The following is a 19,068-nucleotide window of genomic DNA, read 5'->3' as shown; positions in this document are numbered from 1 at the left end:
GTTGGTTGATCAGAAGTCGATCTGGGCCCGCACACCGAGCGAATCGACCGAGTAGTCACGGTCGCCGCCCGCCGCCGCGTAGAAGGCGTCGGAGTACATCAGGCGGGCATAGCCGACCATGAAGCGGGTGAAATCGGTCGGAGTCCAGATCAGCGAGGCGAGCAGGCCATCCTGGGTCCCGCCGACGATCGTGCCATCGGTGAGGTCGAGCCGGTCATAGCGCAGGTTGAGCTGGATAGCGCCGATACCGCCCTCACCCACTTCCTTGCTGGGCTTCACACGGTCGAACTTGCCGTCCTTGTAACCGCGGCTGTCGCCCTTGGTCAGAAACAGGCCGACCTCGGCATAGCCGCCGAAGAAAGTCGGATCGACCAGAGCGCCGGGTCGGTTGGCGGACTGCCAGTAGCCTTCGGCGGCAGCGTGGAAAGGGCCGCTGACGAACGCTGCCTCGAGCCCGAGGCCGTTTTCGGCTGTTGCACCGAAGCTGCCGGTGTTGATGAAGCGCTCATCGGTGAACCCGACGGCAGGACGCTGCCGATAGCGAACTGTGCTCCCCGTGCCGAGATCGTAATAGTGACCCGAAGCGCCGAAATGGAGCTGCGCATCGCCCAGTTTCGGAGCATAGACCACGCGGCCCGATGTCCCCCAATTGCTGTTGGGCAGGTCGGGGATGGCGTCGGTAAAAATGCCGCCCTGGATCAGGAAATCGCCTGCGTTGTAGGTGGCCGAGGCACCGATCCGGCGCTGGAAGCCGAAGGCGTCGGTGAAGGCCGCACGCTCGAGATGCGAGGTGAACAGGCTGCTGGTCAGCTCTTCCAGCCCCTGGAAGTTGTTATGCTGCCCGAACTGCAGTTCCAGATCGCCATCCCCGTATGTGACAATGGCATCGGTGATGGCCACTGCGCTACCGTCGAAATCGACTTCGAACTTGTAGCCGAATCCGCCGGGAACATCTCCTTGCACACCCAGACGACCGCGACGCAGTTCATTGCCGAAACCATCTTTGCGGCCGGTCGAATCCGGTGCGGCAACGATGCCCGCATCATACTGCAGGCGACCGCGCGGCTTGAAGCTCCAGCCGCCCTTGCCCTTGAGTTCGGGCGCGCCTTTCCAGGAGATCTCCGTGCCGCCGGCCTTGGCCGCGGCTTCGGTTGCGGAGCTTTCGGCCTTGGTCGCGGTCGTGGCCGCAATCGTCGCGGTTTCGGCGGCGGCAGCAGCTTCGCTGCGCGCCGCCTTGAGTTCGCCTTCGAGGGTTTCGATACGGCTCGCCATCGCGTCCATCTTGGCGCGCATTTCGGCAAGTTCCTGCAGCACGGCGGAGGTGTCGGCGTCCTGCGCCAGCGCCGGGGTCGCGGTGCAGATCGCTGCCAGCGAGGCGGTTGCAAGGAGAATTCGGCTCACGGAGTATGACCTTTGCATGGCGTCTGTGACAATGCAGTGCCCGTTAGGTTGCGTTTGTGTCGTCTTCACTACCGCCGCATTGCAGAAGTGTGACAATCTCCCGCCGCGTCCCCATCACGGCCCGCTTGCGGCAAACTGGTTTCAACTGTAACGAGCGCGGCATTGCAGACCCCCAAGGAGAAGCGCCATGCGCATCGGCTGCCCCAAGGAAATCAAGAACCACGAATACCGCGTCGGGCTGACCCCTGAAAGTGTGCGCGAGCTGGTGCTGCGCGGTCACGACGTCTGGATCGAGAGCGGTGCCGGGGCAGGCATCGGCGCAACCGATGCGCAGTACCAGACCGCCGGAGCGAGCATCGTCGATGGCCCGGATCCGATCTTTGCCGAATGCGAGATGGTGGTGAAGGTCAAGGAGCCGCAAGCCGTCGAGCGGGCCAAGCTGCGCGAAGGGCAGATCCTCTACACCTATCTCCATCTCGCCCCCGATCCCGAGCAGACCGCCGACCTCGTCAAGTCGGGCGTGACCGCAGTCGCCTATGAAACCGTCACCGGGCCGGGCGGCACCTTGCCGCTGCTCAAGCCGATGAGCCAGGTCGCGGGACGCATGAGCATCCAGGCCGGGGCGACCGCACTGGAGAAAGCCCACGGCGGGCGCGGCGTGCTGCTGGGCGGCGTGCCGGGCGTGCTGCCGGGCCGGGTGATGGTCATCGGCGGCGGCGTGGTCGGCTTCAACGCGGCCCAGATGGCGGTTGGCCTCGGCGCCGATGTCACCATTCTCGACCGCGATCCCGAAGTGCTCGAACGGCTCGGAACCCATTTCGAAAGCCGCGCCAAGACCCGCTTCTCCAACCAGGCGAACATCGAGCAGATGCTGTGCGAGGCCGAACTGGTGATCGGCGCCGTGCTGATCCCGGGTGCCGCCGCGCCCAAGCTGGTCACCCGCGAAATGCTTGGCTGCATGAAGCCCGGCGCGGTGCTGGTCGATGTCGCGATCGACCAGGGCGGTTGCTTCGAAACCTCGAAGCCTACCACCCATGCCGAGCCGACCTATGTGGTTGACGATATCGTGCATTACTGCGTCGCCAACATGCCCGGCGCGGTGGCGCGCACCAGCACCTATGCGCTCAACAACGTGACCCTGCCGCACGCGCTGCGCATGGCAGAGTTGGGCTGGAAGGAGGCCATGCGGGCCAATCCGCACCTGGCCGAGGGACTCAATGTTCATGCCGGCAAGGTGACCTACAAGGCAGTGGCCGAAGAGCTTGGTTACGAATACCTGGCGGTTGCGGATGCACTCAGATAGCGCTGCGCCGGCACGCATTTTCCGCCGATTTTAAGGGGATACTAAGACCTTCCGGCTAGCGCCCGGAGCCATGGTCGGGTGGGTCCGTTCCTTTCAATTTGTGCTGGCGTGCCTGCTGGCAATCTGCGCGGTACAACCGTTGCAGGCCCAGAGTGACGGCCCGCGATATCCCACCTGTCTCGCCAACGCCGAGCCACAAATCCCCATCCGAACCTTGCTAGCCGGACCGATCGACTGGCACTGCACCGATGATCCGGGGAGGCTCAAGCAGCTGACCGTAAATGCCGAGGCCGAGCGCGTCCTGGTACGGTTTTCGATCGCGGCTGGCGCGGAGCAGCCCCGGTACTTCGTTTCGCGCCTGGGGGAGTTCGCATCGCTCACTCTGGCTGTCGGCGAAGGTGGTGGCAATTGGCAAGTGCGAAGCCTATCGACCGACGACGTCAAAGGTATGCCGACAGAGCCGAGTATCATCGCCCGGTTGCCTTCGACCAGACAGGCGAGCGGCCAGTACGTCGTCATCATCGACCGACCCAGCCACGCTCCGTTGGTGATCAACTCCCAATTGCAGGACAGCGATCCTTCACAGGATCCCGCTGTCCAGCACGGCCTCCTCCTGATCGCCATCCTGCTCGGCATGGTGCTGCTGCCGATCGTCTTCGACATCACCTTCTACAGGGTGCTGCGCGAGACATTCCTCGCCTGGCACATTGCCATGGCGGCCAGCTTCGGCCTGCTGTTGTCGGTGCGTTCGGGGATCATCAATGCCCTGTTCGACATCAGTATCGAGACATGGCGCGTCCTGCTGATCATGGGGCTGACCGTTTCGATCGGGTCGGCAATGATGTTCATGCGGTCCTTTATCGAGCCGGGCAAGCTATCGGGCTGGGCGCTGCGGGCGATCCCCTGGATCGCGGTCGGCTCGATTATCCTGACCGGCCTCCATGCCCTGTCGATCCCGGCGCTGCGCGATGTCAGCACCACGCTCCACATGATCGGGGTCATGGTGCCCTATCTGATGTTGACCTTCGTGATCCTGCAAGCAGCCTGGCGGCGCAGCCGGGCGGGCCTCTATGTCTTCATCGGCTGGCTTCCGCTGATGACCTCCAGCTGGGGCGGGATCGTGACCAATTTCATGCCTGGCGTGCGTCCTGACGATATGTTGACGGCGTTCTACATCGGCATGCTGACCGAAATGATCGCCACCGCCATGGGCGTGGGCGACCGTTTCATGACGTTGAAGCGCGAACGCGATGTGGCCCGCGCCGAAGTGTCGGAGCTCGATGAACTCTCGAACAGTGACCCGCTGACCGGACTTCTCAACCGTCGCGCCATCGATGCCCGCTTCGACGAGCTGCGCGCGGAGGGTTACGACACTTTCGCCGTGGTCGATCTCGATCACTTCAAGCGCGTCAACGACACCCACGGGCATGACACCGGCGATGCCGTGCTCCGGACGGTGGCTTCCATTCTTTCGCAATGCCCCCAATGCCTCGCTTTCCGCTTTGGCGGCGAGGAGTTCCTGCTGCTGATGAAGGGAGATCAGAGCGAAGCGCGGGCGGAGGCCGTAAGACAGTCGATTCCTGTCCGGATCGCGCGCGAGGTCGACGGGCTTGATCACATGGTAACCGCCAGCATCGGCCTGGTTGTTGTCCCTCAGGGTGCACTGCCCAACTCGGGCTTTGCAGACATCTACCGCCATGCCGACCGGCTGCTCTATGAAGCCAAGGAAACCGGCCGCAACCGCATGGTCAGCGAGCGCGTGCGTTCGTTCCGCCGCCGTTCCTCGGACCGGCGCGCAGCGGCCTAGGTTTCAAGCGTCGAGCCGGAACGGTGCGACCACTTCCGGCCGCACACGCGCCGGCCGTTTCGTCTCACGGTCGAGCATAGCCCAGGTGGTGAGCGCGGAGACGATCACCTTGCCCTGCGCATTGCGGAAATCGACCCGCCGCGCCGAGGTAGCTCCCTGTGGGTCACCCGGAATCCAGGTTTCCCCCGTCACGGTCTCGCCCTCACCGATATTGCCGCGATAATCGATCTCGTGCCGGACCACGAGCCAGATGTAGTCGCGCGCGTGCTCAGGGGCGGCCACGGCATCCCAATGCGCGGTTGCCATGTCCTGCACCCACTCCACCCACACCGCATTGTTGACGTGGCCCAAGACATCGATGTGTCTGGGCACGGCAGTGAAAGTCCTGCGGAAGGGCTCCGTCACTCCTCGACCAAACCCAGCTGCCACAGGATGAAGGCGAACTCCTCCGCCGTTTCGTAGAGCGAAGCATAGCGGCCCGACTTGCCGCCATGCCCGGCGCCCATGTTGGTCTTCATCAGCAGCACGTTGTCGTCTGTCTTCACCTCGCGCAGCTTGGCGACCCATTTGGCCGGTTCCCAATAGGTCACGCGCGGATCGTTGAGCCCGGCGGTGACGAGCATGGGCGGATAGTCCTGCGCCACCACCTGATCGTAAGGCGAGTAGCTCAGCAAATAGGCGAAGGACTGCTTGCTGGTGATGGGGTTACCCCATTCCTGCCATTCGCCCGGGGTCAGTGGCAGGCTTTCGTCCTGCATGGTGTTCAGCACATCGACGAAGGGCACATGCGCCACCACCGCGCCCCACAGCTCGGGGTCGGTGTTGACGACCACACCCATCAGCTCGCCGCCGGCCGAGCCGCCGCTGGCGGTGATCCGGCCCTTCTCGGTATAACCCTTGTCGATCAGACCCTTGGCCACATCGACGAAGTCGTTGAAGGTGTTCCAGCGCTCGTTGAGCTTGCCCTGCAGATACCAGCGCCGCCCCAGATCATCACCGCCGCGGATATGGGCGATAGCATAGGCCATGCCGCGATCGACCAGGCTGAGCCGCGAAGTCGAGAAGCCCGGCGGCACGGCATAGCCATAGGCCCCATAGGCATAGAGGTGCAGCGGGCCCGCACCCGCTGGCCGGTCCTTGCGCATCAGGATGCTCACGGGCACCTGGGTCCCGTCACGGGCGGTGATCATCACGCGTTCGGTCGTGTAGAGCGAGGCGTCGTAGCCGCTGGGGATTTCCTGCTGCTTGAGCAGCTCCAGCTTGCCCGTGCGCACATCATAGTCATAGACCGAGTCCGGCGTGACCATGCTTTCATAGGCCAGCCGCAACTTGCTCACGTCATACTCGGGATTGTTGGAGAGCCCGGTGGTATAGCTCGCCTCGGGGAAAGCGATCGGGGTGATCCGGCCGGCGTCATCGTAGGAGCGCAGCTGGATCTGGTCCAAGCCGTCGAGCCGTCCTTCGGTGACGTAGAAGTCCTTGAACAGCGAGAATCCCTGGAGATAGAATTCGTCCGATCCGGCGATCAGCGTCTGCCACACGTCCGGCGTGTCGAGCGAGGCGGTGGCCAGGCGGAAGTTGATGTGATCGTCATTGGTATGGACGAAAAGCTTACCGTCCCGCACGTCAACATCATATTCCACACCCTTGCGGCGCGGCTTGACGAGGATCTGCGCGCCGGTCGGGTTGTCGGCGCGCACCAGCCGCACTTCGCTGGTCTCGTTGTCCCCGGTGGCGATCACCAGCCAGTCTTCCTGCGCGGTCAGGCCGGTGCCAACCGAAAAGCTCTGGTCCTCTTCCTTGTATAGCGTGACATCGCTGTCGACCGGGGTGCCGATCACGTGCAGCTTGGCCTCGAGCGTGCGCCATTCCTCGGTCGAGGGGCCGTAGACCAGCGCGGTATCGTTCGCGACCCAGGTCAGCCCGCCGCGCAGATTGGTGAGCTCGTCGGGCAGCAATTTGCCGGTCTCGAGATCCTTGATCCGGGCGGTGTAGCGTTCCGATCCGTTGGTGTCGGTCGAATAGGCGAGATAGCGCCCGTTCTGGCTGATCGAGGCGGCGCCGAGACGGAAGTATTCCAGCCCTTCGGCCAGCTGGTTCTCGTCGAGGATCAGCTGGTCCTCGCCGCCTGCCACCGGGCGGCGGTAATGCTTCCGGTATTCCTGCCCCTCGTCGAACTTGGACCAGTAGACATAGTCGCCGTCCTTCTGCGGGACCGAGCTGTCGTCTTCCTTGATCCGCCCCTTCATTTCCTCGAACAGGGTTTCGACCAGCGCCTTCTGCGGCTCCATCGATGCTTCGAACCAGGCGTTCTCGGCCTTGACGTAGTCCAGCACATCCTTGTCATCGACCACCGGATAGGACTGGTCCTTGAGCCAGAAATACGGGTCTTCGATGGTGATCCCGTGGCGGGTGTAGCTGTATTCGCGCTTCTCCGCCTTGGGCGGGCTGGTGGGTGCGGTCACTTGGGTGGATTCCTCAACTGTGGTCTCGGCGGTAGCGGCCACCGGCAGCAAGGCAAGACTGGCGGCAAGCGCGAGTGGGCTGGCAAGCAAACGGATCATTTGGCGTTTTCCCGGAGGCGGCTAGGTCTGGCCTGACAGCTAGGTCGCGGCGAAGCGTGGCGCAAGGCTTCGCTTGGCAAGTGACAGGCGCCATTTCATAAGAGCGTGTCCAAAGGGGGGGTCGCACAGTATGAGTCATGCCCGTTCCATCAGCTTGTTTGCGGCGGCGGCACTTTCTCATCCCCTTGCTGCACAGGAAAGCGCGCCGGTCCCGATTCAGATCGAAAGCCCTGTTCCGGACAAGGATCTTTATGCGCAGCTCACCATCGATGTTGGCCCGCGCTATGTCTCGGTGCATGATCCCGCCGGACCGCTGCGCCCGCCGATGGTGAAGACCAAACCGCAAGAGTGGTTCACGGCCACTTCGCCGCTGGTCGCCGCCTACCGGCAGCAGCCCGAAACGATGGTCAGCGCATCGGCGTGGCTTGCAATCGACGCGACAGGCACAGTGACGGCCTGCGATTTCAGAGCGGACTCGGTCTTGCCGCTCGCCGCTGACGAACTCTGCACATGGCTGGGTGAGAAACCCCGTTTCCATCCGGCGCTGGCGCAGGATGGCACCCCGACCCGTGCAGAAGCGCGCATTGCCCTATGGTATGCCCGCCGCTCCGTCGCCAAGGGAGCGCCGCCGCCGGGCTTTTTCGCAGAAGCGCTGCTTTCGCCCGCACCGCCCCCTCCGCCGCCGCCGCTTTCCAGCATGCCGTGGCCGCCGGAGCACGATTGGCTACTCGCCCATTCCTCGCCCTTCATGGCGAGCGTTCGACCCGTTCGCTTACCGGCGGAGAACGCAACTGGTGCGCGCTGGGTCGGCATTTTCTTCGGGGCCGCAGACAGTTCGCGGCCCGGCTGTGAAGTGCTGGAAAGCGGCGGCGACCAACGGGTCGACAAGGCCGCCTGCAAATGGGTCTCGAAAGAGCTCAAGCCGCGCTGGAACATTGGCACGCCGGCTTACATGCGGCACGGGATGATGCTCGTCCTGGTCGAAGGGAAGAGCTTTTCCTACACTGTGCCAGACAGATCGGCCGATCCGCGTGTCGAGCTGCGACCGGAAACCCGCAACGAACTCTACGACTTGATCATGGCCGCGAGCGGAGCAGTCCCTGTCCCCGGCCCGACAAACCTGACGGTTGGTTTGTCCGTCAATGCGCAGGGGCAGGCTGTGGCGTGCCGGTTGAGCGTATCCAGCGGATCAGACGCAGGCGATGTCGCTGCGTGTAATATCCTGAAGCAGCGCGCCTGGTTCGTTCCCACGCGCGACATGTTCGGGCGCCCGGCGAACGAGGGCTTCTACAACTGGTCGGCCGCTCGCGAAGCCAGTGTGGTCAATAGGCCAGCGCCTGGCGAACAGTAGCCAAGCTGGAATCAGCGCTGGAATGGGCCTATGCTTGCAGGACACCGAGTGCCAATGAGAGTTCCCAGCGATGTTGATGCAAACCCATGAAGCCCGCCTTGCCGCCCTGCGCGAGGAATTGAAGCGACGCGGCCTCGACGGCTTCGTCGTGCCGATCAGCGACGAGCATATGAGCGAATATGTCGGCGACTATGCCCAGCGACTGGGATGGCTGACCGGCTTCGGCGGTTCGGCCGGGAGCGCGGCGGTGATGCTCGACCGGGCGGCGATCTTCGTCGACGGGCGCTACACCGTGCAGGTGCGCGAGCAGGTCGATGGGCGGTTGTTCGAATACCAGTCGGTGCCTGCGACCAGCCCGGCCAAATGGCTGGCGGAGAATGCCGGCGAGGGCGCCAAGATCGGTTTCGACCCATGGCTCCATTCGCGCGGCTGGATGCAGCAAACGGCGAAGATGATGGCCGAAGTGGGCGCGGAACTGGTGCCGGTCGGCAGCAACCCCATCGACGCCGTGTGGCAGGACCGGCCGGAGCCCTCCGCTGCCGTGGCGACGATCCAGAACGATGAACTCGCCGGGCGCAGCCATGCCGAGAAGCGCAGTGAAGTGGCGCAGTGGCTCAAGGACAGGAAGCTCGACGCGGCGGTGATCTCGGCACTCGATTCCGTTGCCTGGTTGCTCAACATTCGTGGTGCTGACGTCAGCCACACCCCGGTCGCGCTGTCCTATGTCGTGGCGCATGAGGATGGCACTGCCGAGCTGTTCATCGCCAGCGAGAAGGTCACGCCCGAACTGCGCCAGCATCTCGGCAATGCGGTGACTATCCGGGAACGGTTGGACTTCGAACCGGCACTGGCCGAACTCAAGGGCAAGCGGGTGGCGATCGATCCCGACTATGCCGTGGCGGGCATTGCGCTGGCACTGGAAGGAGCAGGTGCTGCGGTGGTGATGCAGCGCGATCCGACCATCCTGCCCAAGGCGCGCAAGAACGCGATCGAGGCACAGGGCCACCGCGACGCGCAGGCGGTCGATGGCGTGGCGGTGAGCAAATTCCTCCATTGGCTCGGCATCGAGGCGCCCAAGGGCGGGATCGATGAACTGGCCGCGGCGGCCAAACTGCTCGAATTCCGCCAGCAGCACGGCGACCTGCGCGACACCAGCTTCGACACCATTTCCGCCGCTGCCGGCCACGCCGCGCTGCCGCATTACAAGGTGGACGAGGACAGCAATATTCCGATCCCGCCGGGGAGCATCTATCTCGTCGACTCGGGCGGGCAATATCCGTGCGGGACGACCGATATTACCCGCACCGTCTGGATTGGCCCAGGTGAACCGACGCCGGAGATGAAGGACCGCTTCACCCGCGTGCTCAAGGGCCATATCGCCATCGCCGAGGCCGTCTTTCCCGAAGGGACCTGCGGCGGCCAGCTCGATACGCTCGCCCGCCACGCGCTGTGGCAGGCGGGGACCGACTATGCCCATGGCACCGGCCACGGGGTTGGCAGCTTCCTCTCGGTTCACGAGGGGCCGCAGCGGATCGGCAAGGTCAACGGCGCGCAGGCCGGGACGCTGGAGACCATCCTTCCCGGCATGATCCTCTCCAACGAGCCTGGCTATTACAAAGCAGGGGCCTTCGGGATTCGGATCGAGAACCTCGTGCTGACCGAAGAACGCAAGATAGAGGGCGCGGATGAGGGCCGCTGGTTCGGGTTCGAGAACCTGACCTGGGTCCCGATCGACCGCACACTGATCGAACCGGCGCTGCTGACGGACAGCGAGCGCGCTTGGCTCGACCGGTATCATACCGACACCCGCGCCCTGCTCGCCCCGCGAATGGAGGGCGAGGCGCTGGCTTGGCTGATGGAGCAAACCGAGCCGCTCTAACAAGCTTGGCGAGGCCCGTTTGTTCCTGTAATGTTCCAACTGTTCCGAGTCGCAGGGGCGAGTCGGGTTTGAGGAGGACAGGGATATGATCGGCTACGTCACATTGGGCACCAACGATCTCGCCAAGGGCGCGCCGTTCTACGATGCCATTGCCAAGGCGATGGGCGTGGGGCGGATGATGGAATTCGACGGCTTCATCGCCTGGGGCTCATGGGGCGGTCCGGCCGGCATCGGGCTGACCAAGCCGTTCGACGGCAATCCCGCAACCGTGGGCAACGGGGTCATGGTCGCGCTCGAGGTCGAAACGCCCGACAAGGTCAAGGAAATCTACGACATCGCGCTGGCCAATGGCGGCACCTGCGAAGGCGAGCCCGGCCCGCGCGGTGACGAGGGTTTCTATGCCGCCTATTTCCGCGATTTGGATGGCAACAAGCTCAATGCCTTCTGCATGATCCAGGCGGGCTGAGCGATGGGCGAAGGGGCGAAGCTGAGCGACAGTTTCATCCATCTGGGGCTCGGCGCCACCGCCGTGCCCCAACCGCCCTTTGACGGCTTCCATTGGTATGAAGGCTATGGGGCACGCCATGGCAGTGACGGGGCAGAAGGCCGGCTGGTCTCGATGTACACTTTCGACGGCGACTGGGACAGTTGGGAGGTCCATCCTCACGGCGCCGAAGTGGTGCTCTGCACGGCAGGGGAAATGACGCTGACGCAGGAATATCCGAACGGGCGGCGCGAACGGGTCACGATCGGCGCGGGCGAATATGCCATCAATCCGCCGGGCGTGTGGCACACCGCCGATACCGGGGGGACGGCGACCGCTGTGTTCATCACCGCCGGTGAAGGGACCGAGCACCGCAGCCGTTCAGAATTTCCGACTGATGAATGAAGCGCCACGGCTGATACAAACGGCGACATTTTTCCCTGGATCGGGCAAACTCCTGCGACACACTCGGCCTAGAAGGGCAATCGTGAGCTGCGCAGCGGGCTGACCCTTCCTCCCCCTCCCCCACCCGCTTCGCAGCTCCGTCGTTTTCGACTACGGAGTTAGCACGATGAAAAAGATTGCCCTCATTCTCGCCACCGGCTCGCTGATCGCGACCGGGGCCGCCATCGCCCAGCCGATGGGTGAAACCGGCGAGCGCGCCCCTGCAACCCGCGATGCCGTGATTGCCAAAACCGACAAAGCCTTCGCCCGCATGGATGCCAATGGCGACGGCGTGCTGAGCGAAGCCGACAAGGCCGCCCGTATGGCCAAGCGCTTTGCCGCCATGGACACCGACGGCGACGGCATGCTGAGCCAGGCCGAATTCATGGCAGCCCATGAAGCTCGCGCCGAAAAGCGCGCGGAGCGTCGCGAAATGCGCGGTGAGCGGCGTGGCGGCGAACGCATGGGTATGCGCGGTATGCGAAGCGGTCGCGGCGGCCCCGAAGGCATGATCAAGCGCGCCGACGCCAATGGCGATGGCCAGGTGACCAAGGCCGAAATGCAGACCGCCGCGCTGGCCCGGTTCGACCGGGCGGACGCCGACAGCGACGGCACGATCTCCGCCCAAGAACGCAAGGCTGTCCGCGCCGAATGGCGTGGCAAGCGCGGCGAGCAGTAAGCGGGCGAGGCGCGGGAAATGGCCATGAGTGACATCCCCGCGCTGGTCCCAAAGCCTGTTCACGTGCTGCTGGTCGATGACGAGCAGAGTCTGCGCGAACCCCTGGCCGAGTATCTCACCGGCCAGGGGTTCCGCATTTCCGAAGCCGCCAGCGCCGCCGGCGCGCGCAGCGTCCTGCTCAACGAAGCGCCCGACATCGCCCTGGTGGACGTCATGATGCCGGGCGAGGACGGGCTGTCGCTGACCCGGTTCCTGACCGAATACAAGCGGTTGCCCGTCATCCTGCTGACCGCGCGGGGCGAAGCGACCGACCGCATCGTCGGGCTCGAGATCGGCGCCGACGACTATGTCGCCAAGCCCTTCGAACCGCGCGAACTGGTCGCCCGCATCCGCTCGGTCCTGCGCCGGGCGGGGCGCCACAACGGCGGTACAAGTGATTCAACCGCGCAGGAAGACATGCTGTACGCGTTCGAGGGCTGGCACCTCGATCCGCTCAAACGCAAACTGACCGATCCGGATGGCACGGTGGTCTCGATCTCGACCGCCGAGTTCCGCTTGCTGCGCGCATTCCTCGATCATCCACGCAGCGTACTCGACCGCGACCGGCTGCTCGACATGGTCCAGGGCCGCGAAGCGCATCTGTTCGACCGGGCGGTCGACAACCAGATCAGCCGCCTGCGCCGCAAGATCGAAGCCGATAGCCGCGATCCGCAGCTCATCCTGACTGTCCGCGGCGGTGGCTATCGCTTCGCCGCCAATGTCACCCGCATCGCGCCAGGCGCGGACTGAGCCGTGCGGCTGTGGCCCCGCAACCTGCTCGGCCAGACGCTGCTGGCCGTCGCGCTGGCGTTGCTCGTCGCACAGGCCGTGTCGGCAGTGCTGCTCTATCGCGCCGCTGAAAGCCGCCGCGAAGCTGCCGTCCTCAACGCTGCGGCCATCAGCCTGCTGGTCGACCCCGGACCAAACGAAGGGAAACGGAGAATTGCGCGGCGCGTCCGGCGGGCCGCCGAGGGTCCGCTGCAGATCCGGCCCTTGCGAGGCGAAGTGACCACGGCGCTGCCGCTTCTACCCGGCGAGCGTAACGATGCGGCGGCCGCAAGCGCACTCGAGCAGGTGTTGGCGGGGCAAGGTGTCGATCCCGCAACCACCCTCGTCATCATGCGGCGGGCTGGCGACGATCCCGTGTTGCAGCAACGCGCCCAGGGCAATCCGCGGTTCGCAATCCAGACCGATTGGCCAGACCGACGGGTTCTGGTGGCAGCGATACAGCGCGAAGCCTCCGGTTCCTGGCAGGTCGCGCGCGTGGTGGTGCCACCGCGCGAGGCCCGGGTGGTGGGCGGAATCATCGTCCAGACGCTGGTGCTGGTGCTGGTCCTGACCGGCGTGCTCTATCTGCTCCTGCGCCGGATCACCCGTCCGCTTGCCGCACTGACCGAGCGGACGGAACGCTTTGCCCGCACACAGGATGCGAGCGCGCCGCTTGCGCCCGGCGGCCCCGATGACATCAAGCGGCTGCAACAGGCCCACAATGCGATGGAGCAGCGCATCTCGGCCTTGCTCGACGAAAAGGACGTGATGCTCGGCGCCATCGGGCACGATCTCAAGACGCCGCTCACCGCGCTCCGCGTCCGCATCGAATCGGTCGAGAACGCGAGCCAGCGCGAAAAGATGGCGGCAGGCATCGAGGACATCACCCGCTCGCTCGACGACATCCTCTCGCTCGCCCGGATCGGCCGGGCCAAGGCTCCGCCCGAGCCGGCCCAGATCGGCGCGCTGGCCGAAGCGGTGGTCGAGGAATTCGAGGACATGGGCGAGGCGGTGTCCTTCACCGGCGGCGAACGCATGGTGCTGCCGGTCCAGGTGACCTGGCTGCGGCGGGCGCTGCGCAACCTCATCTCCAACGCGCTGCGCTATGGCGGCACTGCCGAGGTCAGCCTGTTGCGCGAGGATGGCATGGTGGTGCTGCGGGTCGAAGATCAGGGCCCCGGCATCCCGCCAGACCAGATTGCGACCATGCTCGAACCCTTCCAGCGCGGCGAAGCCAGCCGCAACCGCGCCACCGGCGGGGCCGGGCTCGGCCTCACCCTCGCCCGCGCCATCGCCGAACAGCATGGCGGCGAACTCGGGCTGGCAAACCGCCCCGAAGGCGGCCTGCGGGCGGAGATCAGGCTCCCCGCCGCCTGATCCCCACCTGACCTAGCGCATCAGCCCGCCGATGATGTTGCGGACAAAGGCCGACACGCCGGTCTGCACCGGATTGGCACTGGATTTCTTGCCCAGCACCGTCGCCACCGCGATCGAGGTCAGCGACCCTGCGGCAGCGGTCGCCGCGGCCTTGCCGGCCTTCGACCACATCGAGGGTGTCTTGCGTTCGCGCTTGCCCACTTCCTCGGCACCCTTTTCCGCCACTTCCTGTGCGGTCGCGGCCGCATCGGCGGCCTTGGCGGCGAGCACTTCCTCGGCGCTCTCGCGATCGACCGCGGAATCGTATTTGCCGTCGACCGGGCTGATCGACTGGACGATGGCACGTTCCTTGGGTGTGACCGGCCCCAGGCGGCTGCGTGGCGGTTTGATCAGCGTGCGTTGCACCACCGTCGGAGCGCCTTCCGAGTCCAGGGTGGAAACCAGCGCCTCGCCGGTTTTCAGTTCGGTGATGACGCTCTCGACGTCGAGCTCGGGATTGATGCGGAAGGTTTCCGCCGCCGCCTTGATCGCCCGCTGGTCGCGCGGGGTGAAGGCCCGCAGCGCATGCTGCACCCGGTTGCCCAACTGCCCGGCGACCTCCTCCGGAATGTCGATCGGGTTCTGGGTCACGAAATAGACGCCCACACCCTTGGAACGGATCAGGCGGACGACCTGCTCGATCTTGTCCTGCAGCGCCTTGGGCGCATCGTCGAACAGCAGGTGCGCCTCGTCGAAGAAGAACACCAGCCTGGGCTTGTCCGGATCGCCGACTTCGGGCAGCGACTCGAACAGTTCGGCCAGCAGCCAGAGCAGGAAGGTGGCATAAAGCTTGGGGCTGCGCATCAGCTGGTCGGCGGCGAGGATATTGATGTAGCCGCGGCCCTGCTCGTCGACTTTGAGGAAATCGTCGATCTCCAGCGCGGGTTCGCCGAAGAACTTGTCAGCACCTTGGGCCTCGAAGCTCAACAGCTGGCGTTGGATCGTGCCGACAGTGGGCTTGGTGACATTGCCGTACTTGCCGCTCAGTTCGCCCGAGTTTTCCGAAGCCCATTGCAGCAGGGATTGCAGGTCGCCGAAATCGAGCAGCAGCAGCCCGTTCTCGTCGGCATAACGGAAGACGATCTGCAGCACGCCTTCCTGCGTTTCGTTGAGATCGAGCAGGCGGGCCAGCAGCAGCGGCCCCATTTCCGATACCGTGGTCCGGATCGGGTGGCCCTGTTCGCCGTAAAGGTCCCAGAACACCGCCGGATTGTCGGAATAGGCATAGTCGTCCATGCCCAGTTCCCTGGCCCGGCTTTCCAGCTTGTCGGCATGCTTGAACTGGGGCGATCCGGCCATGCAGATACCTGACAGGTCGCCTTTCACGTCGGCCAGAAACACCGGCACACCTTCGGCCGAGAAGCTTTCGGCGAGGCCCTGCAGCGTCACGGTCTTGCCGGTGCCGGTCGCGCCGGCAATCAGCCCGTGGCGATTGGCGCGGCCGAGATCGAGATGCTGCTTCTCGCCATTGGCTGCGAGGCCGAGGAAAATCTGGCTCATGTCGACGTAAGACCCCCGCGATTCATGCGTTGGGCGGTTTGTGGCGCGTGAAGTGGCATGCGGTCAAGCACGGTTCCATTTCGCGCGCCCTCGGCTATGGCGGGGAAGATGGCTGGTGCTGGACAAACCATGGCTCCCTTCGTGCTGCTGGACGACGCGCGTGCGGATGGCGCGGCGCAGGCCCATCTGTACGAACGTGCTTCGGCGGTGTTCATCGCCCACCGGGCCGAAGCGGTCGAGGCGGTGCTGGAAGCGGCCCGTGCGGCGCAGGCCGGGCAAGGCGGGACCTTGGCCGGATACCTCGCCTATGAAGCGGGCCTTGCCGTCGAGCCGAAGCTGGCGCCGCTGGCTGCGGCGCGCACGGGCGCAGCCGGACCGCTGGTCTGGCTGGGCCTGTTTGCCAGCGAAACAGTGCTGGAACCCGGCGAGGTTCCCGGCTGGCTCGCCGCGCGGGCACAGGGCAATGCAACGCTCGGCCCGCTCGATCCGCAGGTCTCGCAAGGCGCCTATGACGCGGCTTTTTCCACCTTGCAGGAGGCGATCCGCGCGGGCGACATCTACCAGGCCAACCTCACCCTGCCGCTCGCCGGTGCATACTCGGGCGATCCGGTGGCGCTCTATGCCGCGCTGCGGCGGGCGGCGCAGGCCGGCTACGGCGGGATGATATTCGACGGCGCGCACTGGTTGCTGAGCCTTTCGCCCGAGCTGTTCGTGTCGCTCAAGGGGGGCGAAGCGCGGACCAAGCCGATGAAGGGCACCCGCCCCCGTTCGTCAGACCCGGCGACCGATGCCGCCCTGCGCGACGACTTGCAGCACAGCGAGAAGGACAAGGCCGAGAACCTGATGATCGTCGATTTGATGCGCAACGATCTCAGCCGGGTGGCCGAAGCAGGGAGCGTGTCGGTCGAAAGGCCGTTTGCGGTCGAAAGCTATCCCACCGTCCACCAGATGGTGACCACGGTCCACGCCCGGTTGCAGCCGGGCAAGGGCGCGCTCGACCTGGTGCGGGCGCTGTTCCCCTGCGGCTCGATCACCGGCGCGCCCAAGATCCGGGCGATGGAACTGATCAACGAGGTGGAGCGCGATGCACGCGGGCCATATTGCGGCGCGATCGGGCGCATAGATGCTAGCGGCGATGCGGCATTCAACGTCGCCATCCGCACCCTGCGGCTGACCCCGATCGAAAACGAGCGCGGCAAGGCCGTGCTGGGTGTCGGATCCGCCATCGTCGCCGACAGCGAATCCAAGGCCGAATGGCGCGAGACGATCCTCAAGGGTGGTTTTGCCCGGGCGAGCGGGCCGGATCGCACGGCGCCCGGCTTCCACCTGATCGAGACCATGAAATTCGATCCGGAAGCCGGCATAGCCTATCTTGAAGCCCACCTCGAACGGATGAAGGCGAGCGCGGGCGAACTGGGATTTGCCTTCGATCGCCACGCCGCGCGCAACGCGATCCAGGCGCTATGCTTCGATCTCGAAGCGCCAGCCCGGCTGCGGCTGACCTGCGCGCGCAGCGGGGCAACGACGCTGGAAGCCGCGCCGCCGGGCGAGCCGTGGGCAGAGCCTGTGCGATGCGCGATCCTGCCGCTGCCGGTCGATGCCGGCGACTGGCGGCTGCGACACAAGACCAGCGACCGGGGTTTCTACGAGGAGGCGCTGGCCGTGGCGCGCGAGGCAGGGGCGGGCGAATGCCTGCTGCTGCGCGACGATGGCCTGCTGACCGAAGGTTGCATCACCAACCTGTTCGTCGAGAAGGACGGGGTGCTGGTTACCCCGTCCGCCTCGCTTGGCTTGCTGCCCGGGGTGCTGCGCGCTTCGCTGCTGGCCGAAGCGGCGGCGGTCGAAGGTGAGGTCCGGATCGACGATCTCGAAAAGGGCTTCTTCCTCGGCAATGCCGTGCGCGGACTGGTGAAGGCAGAACTTCTTACCTAAAGGTCCGTTCGGGCTGAGCTTGTCGAAGCCCAGCCACGGAGTTTGCAGCGCATATGGTGCCGGCCCTTCGACAGGCTCAGGGCGAACGGAAGTTTTGATGGAAATCCCAATTCTCTTCGAAGACGGCGAAGCGCTGGTGATCGACAAGCCCGCTGGCCTGCCGATCGAACCGCCGCGCAAGGGCGGGCCTTCGCTCGCCAACCACCTCGAGATGCTCAAGCTCGGCTTCCAGAGGCCGCCGGTGCCGGTCCACCGGATCGACACCGACACCAGCGGCTGCCTGCTGCTGGCGCGCAATCCCAAGGCGCTGTCGCGCTTCGCCCGCGCGTTCGAAGAGCGGAAAGTTGCCAAGCGCTATCTCGGCATCGTGGCGGGCGTGCCCGAGGCCGATGAGGGCGAGATCGCGCTGTCGCTGAGCAAGATCAGCAGCGCCGAGAAGGGCTGGCGCATGATCCCGGCGAAGAAGGGCAAGCCTTCGCTGACGCGATGGCGCGTAGTCCAGCGGCTCGAACGCGGCACGCTGGTCGAATTCCTGCCCGAAACCGGCCGCACCCACCAGATCCGCGTCCATGCCGCCTCGGGCCTCGGCCTGCCGCTGCTGGGCGATCCGGTTTACGGCGATGCCGCGAGCGGGCCGCGCACCATGCTCCATGCCGCTGGTCTGACGGTCGAGCGCGATGGCAAGCCGCCGGTCGTCGCCACCGCGCCGCTGCCGGCCGATTTCCTGGCCCTCGGGGCGCCGGATGGGCCGGACAATGGATAGCGACCTGATCGCCCGCGCCCATGCCCTGGCGGAGGAGAGCTTCCTCGCCGGATCCGGGCCGGGCGGGCAGAACGCCAACAAGGTCGCGACCGAGGTCCAGCTCAGGGTCAATATCTACCGCCTGCGGCTGCCCCCGCCGGTGTTTGCGCGCCTGCGCACGCTGGCGGGCAGCAAGCTGACGGTGGCCGGCGACCTGCTCATCACCGCGCGCGAGCACCGGACGCAGGAGGCCAACCGGCAACTGGCCCGCGAGAAGCTCGAGACCCTGCTCGAAGAGGCGCACCGCCAGCCCAAGGTGCGGGCCAAGAGCCGGGTCAACCGGCTTGGCAAGGTCCAGCGGCTGAAAGCCAAGAAGGTGCGCGGCGAGGTCAAAGCCAACCGCGGCAAGCCGAGCACCAAGGACTGGTAGCCACGGTTCCGGCTTGACTTTCACGGGGGAATCGCCCAATTGCGCGCCCGATGTGGCGGTGCGGGCTCGCGCCGCCTGTATTTTTTGGCCGATATGGCCCCTTACGATTCTTAGGAAAGCACCATGGCGAAGCCCGCAACCGTCAAGATCAAGCTCGTCTCGACCGCAGACACGGGCTTCTACTACGTCACCAAGAAGAATCCGCGGAACATCACCGAAAAGATGACCTTCCGCAAGTACGACCCGGTCGTGCGCAAGCACGTCGAGTTCAAGGAAGCCAAGATCAAGTAAGCTTCCTGAACGGTCGGAACCACCTTCCGTCAGTGACA

General features: G+C 65.2%; 17 protein-coding genes. 13 read left to right on the top strand and 4 right to left on the bottom strand.

All coding sequences use genetic code 11. From position 1 onward, the window contains the following. Positions 1 to 9 precede the first annotated feature (9 nt). Entirely contained in the window at positions 10 to 1,401 is a 1,392-nt protein-coding gene (locus LY632_RS03745) for an OprO/OprP family phosphate-selective porin (protein ID WP_234092468.1), read from the bottom strand. A 187-nt stretch (positions 1,402 to 1,588) separates the two neighbouring features. On the opposite strand from LY632_RS03745, the gene ald reads away from it, so the two are divergent. Next, positions 1,589 to 2,704, top strand: coding sequence for an alanine dehydrogenase (gene ald, locus LY632_RS03740; RefSeq protein WP_234092467.1), 1,116 nt, complete (start codon positions 1,589 to 1,591; stop codon positions 2,702 to 2,704). Positions 2,705 to 2,843: 139 nt separating this feature from the next. After that, positions 2,844 to 4,511 carry a diguanylate cyclase gene (locus tag LY632_RS03735; protein ID WP_234092466.1) on the top strand — a complete coding sequence of 556 codons (1,668 nt, stop codon included), beginning with the start codon at positions 2,844 to 2,846 and terminating at the stop codon, positions 4,509 to 4,511. Between the two features lie 3 nt (positions 4,512 to 4,514). Here the strand turns inward: LY632_RS03735 and LY632_RS03730 are convergent, their stop codons facing one another. Together LY632_RS03730 and LY632_RS03725 are read right to left on the bottom strand one after the other, a co-directional pair. After that, a complete protein-coding gene (locus LY632_RS03730; protein ID WP_370636553.1) occupies positions 4,515 to 4,883 on the bottom strand; it encodes an acyl-CoA thioesterase in 369 nt (122 codons plus the stop codon). 29 nt (positions 4,884 to 4,912) lie between these two features. Continuing rightward, positions 4,913 to 7,075 (bottom strand): S9 family peptidase, encoded by a 2,163-nt coding sequence (locus tag LY632_RS03725; protein ID WP_234092464.1) that lies wholly within the window; start codon positions 7,073 to 7,075, stop codon positions 4,913 to 4,915. 130 nt (positions 7,076 to 7,205) lie between these two features. On the opposite strand from LY632_RS03725, the gene LY632_RS03720 reads away from it, so the two are divergent. The 7 genes from LY632_RS03720 (at position 7,206) to LY632_RS03690 (ending at position 14,096) form a co-directional block, all read left to right on the top strand. Continuing rightward, entirely contained in the window at positions 7,206 to 8,426 is a 1,221-nt protein-coding gene (locus tag LY632_RS03720; protein ID WP_234092463.1) for a hypothetical protein, read from the top strand. 70 nt (positions 8,427 to 8,496) lie between these two features. Further along, positions 8,497 to 10,305: an aminopeptidase P family protein gene (locus tag LY632_RS03715; protein WP_234092462.1), complete on the top strand. Its 1,809-nt coding sequence runs from the start codon at positions 8,497 to 8,499 to the stop codon at positions 10,303 to 10,305. 85 nt (positions 10,306 to 10,390) lie between these two features. Continuing rightward, complete coding sequence (locus LY632_RS03710; protein WP_234092461.1) at positions 10,391 to 10,771, top strand: VOC family protein; 381 nt, start codon at positions 10,391 to 10,393, stop codon at positions 10,769 to 10,771. A 3-nt stretch (positions 10,772 to 10,774) separates the two neighbouring features. Next, entirely contained in the window at positions 10,775 to 11,194 is a 420-nt protein-coding gene (locus LY632_RS03705; protein WP_234092460.1) for a cupin domain-containing protein, read from the top strand. Between the two features lie 166 nt (positions 11,195 to 11,360). Beyond that, positions 11,361 to 11,912: an EF-hand domain-containing protein gene (locus LY632_RS03700; RefSeq protein ID WP_234092459.1), complete on the top strand. Its 552-nt coding sequence runs from the start codon at positions 11,361 to 11,363 to the stop codon at positions 11,910 to 11,912. Between the two features lie 24 nt (positions 11,913 to 11,936). Next, positions 11,937 to 12,701, top strand: coding sequence for a response regulator (locus LY632_RS03695; protein WP_234092458.1), 765 nt, complete (start codon positions 11,937 to 11,939; stop codon positions 12,699 to 12,701). 3 nt (positions 12,702 to 12,704) lie between these two features. Then, complete coding sequence (locus LY632_RS03690) at positions 12,705 to 14,096, top strand: ATP-binding protein (protein ID WP_234092457.1); 1,392 nt, start codon at positions 12,705 to 12,707, stop codon at positions 14,094 to 14,096. A 12-nt stretch (positions 14,097 to 14,108) separates the two neighbouring features. Here LY632_RS03690 and LY632_RS03685 read toward each other — a convergent pair whose 3' ends face one another. Next, positions 14,109 to 15,635: a helicase HerA-like domain-containing protein gene (locus LY632_RS03685; RefSeq protein WP_234092456.1), complete on the bottom strand. Its 1,527-nt coding sequence runs from the start codon at positions 15,633 to 15,635 to the stop codon at positions 14,109 to 14,111. A gap of 129 nt (positions 15,636 to 15,764) precedes the next feature. On the opposite strand from LY632_RS03685, the gene pabB reads away from it, so the two are divergent. From pabB to rpmG, 4 genes are all read left to right on the top strand, one after another. After that, complete coding sequence (pabB, locus tag LY632_RS03680; RefSeq protein ID WP_234092455.1) at positions 15,765 to 17,567, top strand: aminodeoxychorismate synthase component I; 1,803 nt, start codon at positions 15,765 to 15,767, stop codon at positions 17,565 to 17,567. Between the two features lie 97 nt (positions 17,568 to 17,664). Then, on the top strand, positions 17,665 to 18,330 hold the full coding sequence (locus LY632_RS03675; protein ID WP_234092454.1) for an RluA family pseudouridine synthase: 666 nt from the start codon (positions 17,665 to 17,667) through the stop codon (positions 18,328 to 18,330). Beyond that, positions 18,323 to 18,739: an alternative ribosome rescue aminoacyl-tRNA hydrolase ArfB gene (gene arfB / locus LY632_RS03670; RefSeq protein WP_234092453.1), complete on the top strand. Its 417-nt coding sequence runs from the start codon at positions 18,323 to 18,325 to the stop codon at positions 18,737 to 18,739. The genes LY632_RS03675 and arfB overlap by 8 nt, the downstream gene beginning before the upstream one ends. 123 nt (positions 18,740 to 18,862) lie before the next feature. Next, on the top strand, positions 18,863 to 19,030 hold the full coding sequence (rpmG, locus tag LY632_RS03665; RefSeq protein ID WP_010233410.1) for a 50S ribosomal protein L33: 168 nt from the start codon (positions 18,863 to 18,865) through the stop codon (positions 19,028 to 19,030). Positions 19,031 to 19,068: the final 38 nt, after the last annotated feature.

It is taken from the genome of Erythrobacter sp. SDW2 (assembly GCF_021431965.1).
GTDB lineage: Bacteria > Pseudomonadota > Alphaproteobacteria > Sphingomonadales > Sphingomonadaceae > Parerythrobacter.
Note: the sequence above shows the minus strand (reverse complement) of the source record. Positions and strands in the feature narration are given on the sequence as shown.